The following is a 2,101-nucleotide window of genomic DNA, read 5'->3' as shown; positions in this document are numbered from 1 at the left end:
GTGGGGAACTGCCGACGACCTGAAAGCCGCTCAGTGGATTTACGGCAAAGTCCAAATCGTTTGCCCGACCGCAGCCGAACCTGCCTGGCACAACTGGGCGAACGATATCCGCCTGATGCGCCAGATTGACGGCAGGACGCACGAAGAAATCTGCCGGTTATTCCAGTGGGCGAACAAAGATTCGTTCTGGTGCTCGAACGTCCTGTGTCCTGCAAAGCTCCGTGAGAAGTGGTCAACACTGGTGATGCAGAGCAAACAGCCTGGAAGGGGTGAGCAGAAGCCGTCCGGCAGACCGCATCTTGATTTCGATAACACCAGCTGGGCGGAGGGTCTGAAAATATGAAATCACTCACAACCGCCATTCAGCAGCGAGATTCCGGCGCGCTGAGGTCAATGGCTGGTTCCGCACCGAAACCTCAGCAGGAAGTTCCACCGGAAGCAATCCAGGTATTCAACGAGCTGTTCCGGCAACTCAAAGCCACATTCCCCGCAGCAGTGGCAAACTTTCAGACACAGGATGACCTGGACGAATTTCGCCGGCAGTGGGTTCTGGCTTTCGCTGAAAACGGCATTCGGACAGTGGGGCAAATTACCGTCGGAATGAAGATTGCCAGGAAGCAGGAGCGCCCGTTTCTACCGTCACCAGGTCAGTTTATCCAGTGGTGCAAACAGGCTGATTGTGTGGCTGTAGGGCTTCCGGACGCTGACGGGCTTTACGACATGATCATGAAGTTTAGCGATAACAAATACATGTACCGCACGTCAGAAGAATATCCGTGGCAAAACAACGCCTGTTACTGGATGGTCACGAAGTTGCACGCACTGAGCCGCGCATCCGGCCTGACCGAGTCAGAGCTGAAAAAACGCTGCGCCCAGGAGCTGGCGGTGATGGCATCCAGAATCCGATCCGGTGAAGAAATTCCGGCACCGCGTGTGCAAATCCCTAAGTTGCATATTCCGGTACCAAAGGAAAAAGCACTGGCGCATATCGCAGAATTAAAGGCCAAGTTCGGATTCCGGACGCGGACGGCATAACCCAAGACAGAAGGACTTTTGATTATGAAATTAACGCACGAACAACTTTTCACCATTCCTGAAATATCTCACAGCACTGAAATTGCAACCATCAAGCCATTACCCAAGCAGGAAAAAATAACCGGCGATAAGCAGGTTGACGCATATTTATGGGTACTGCGTGTCATTGCTCTGAATGAACCAGCGCATCTTGAAAAGGCCGAAAAGGCACTTGATAAAATTAAAATATCGCCAAAAGAGGCTCAAGATAAATACACCAAATATCTGCAAGAATCTGGTGCTCATCCATTTCAGATAGTCTTCGGTACTATGGGAATTGATAGTCCAGAATCTAAAATAAAATCAGCGAGAGAGGCCATTGAAAAAGCAAGGCAGGTGAGAGGTATTTTTGGTGACTATGACAGCGCGTTCGGTGATACGCCAGCAGAGGTAATTATTAAGTCGTCACCAAATTACATCGATGACCCATATTACGGATGGACAAAGAAGGAAATTAAGCAGGGTTGGAAAAGTGGCGATAGCAATCTTGAAAAAGAAAAAGAGGATAAGGCGAAAGGATTTACTGACGTGCTTCCTGACCCGGAAACCTTAAGTGATGTGATCCGGGAATTGGAATATTGGGGCTGGCTTTATCAGATGCGTTCATCAGCAGAAAAGGAAATGGGGTATCAATATTCGGGTGATCAGCCAGAACACGTTTACTTCCGTGAGCATTGGCTTGAAATAAGGTTGCAGGTGATACAGCCAACAGATCGGGAGGAAGCAAAATATGTCTGGCATTGGCTGAAAAACAATGACCGGTTTGATGGATACCCTGAGCGGGATGACATCATTGATAACCTAGTTGATTACTCCAGCCTTAACAACTAAATGTCACCAGCGAAACAAAGGAACCCTGATTATGGAACCAACGGATTTTGAAAAGTGGTGTGCGGGTGAACTTGGCTATACGCCGGAGTGGGTCATGATGTAGCGGAAAATAAATTTTTTCGGCGGTCATGAATACAAGCATGGTGAGATTGCGAAAAGATACCGCGCCTACATGGCCGGAGTTCGCAGCAGACTT

General features: G+C 49.0%; 3 protein-coding genes and 1 pseudogene. 3 read left to right on the top strand and 1 reads right to left on the bottom strand.

Annotation, left to right across the window (positions count from 1 at the left end):
* From N7387_RS21070 to N7387_RS21060, 3 genes and pseudogenes are all read left to right on the top strand, one after another.
* A pseudogene (locus N7387_RS21070) lies at positions 1–343 on the top strand (replication protein 15); the annotation flags it as partial.
* Positions 340–1,035 (top strand): replication protein P, encoded by a 696-nt coding sequence (locus N7387_RS21065; RefSeq protein WP_279800923.1) that lies wholly within the window; start codon positions 340–342, stop codon positions 1,033–1,035. The pseudogene N7387_RS21070 and the gene N7387_RS21065, both read left to right, overlap by 4 nt.
* 24 nt (positions 1,036–1,059) lie before the next feature.
* The gene (locus N7387_RS21060; RefSeq protein WP_279800922.1) at positions 1,060–1,905 is read left to right on the top strand and encodes a helix-turn-helix domain-containing protein; all 846 of its coding nucleotides are present in this window, start codon (positions 1,060–1,062) and stop codon (positions 1,903–1,905) included.
* Here the strand turns inward: N7387_RS21060 and N7387_RS21055 are convergent.
* Positions 1,895–2,101, bottom strand: a 207-nt coding sequence (locus N7387_RS21055; protein ID WP_279800921.1) for a hypothetical protein, incomplete at its 5' end; no start/stop codon positions are given. The two genes, N7387_RS21060 and N7387_RS21055, sit on opposite strands and share 11 nt — an antisense overlap.

The sequence above is a fragment of the Morganella sp. GD04133 genome, from assembly GCF_029835375.1.
Classification (GTDB): domain Bacteria; phylum Pseudomonadota; class Gammaproteobacteria; order Enterobacterales; family Enterobacteriaceae; genus Morganella; species Morganella morganii_B.
This window is presented reverse-complemented; position numbering and strand designations above follow the sequence as displayed.

Excerpts from the sequence above, each read along its gene's own strand:
- N7387_RS21060 (WP_279800922.1), top strand. The coding sequence starts at position 1,060 with ATGAAATTAACGCACGAACAACTTTTCACCATTCCTGAAATATCTCAC.
- N7387_RS21065 (WP_279800923.1), top strand. The coding sequence starts at position 340 with ATGAAATCACTCACAACCGCCATTCAGCAGCGAGATTCCGGCGCGCTG.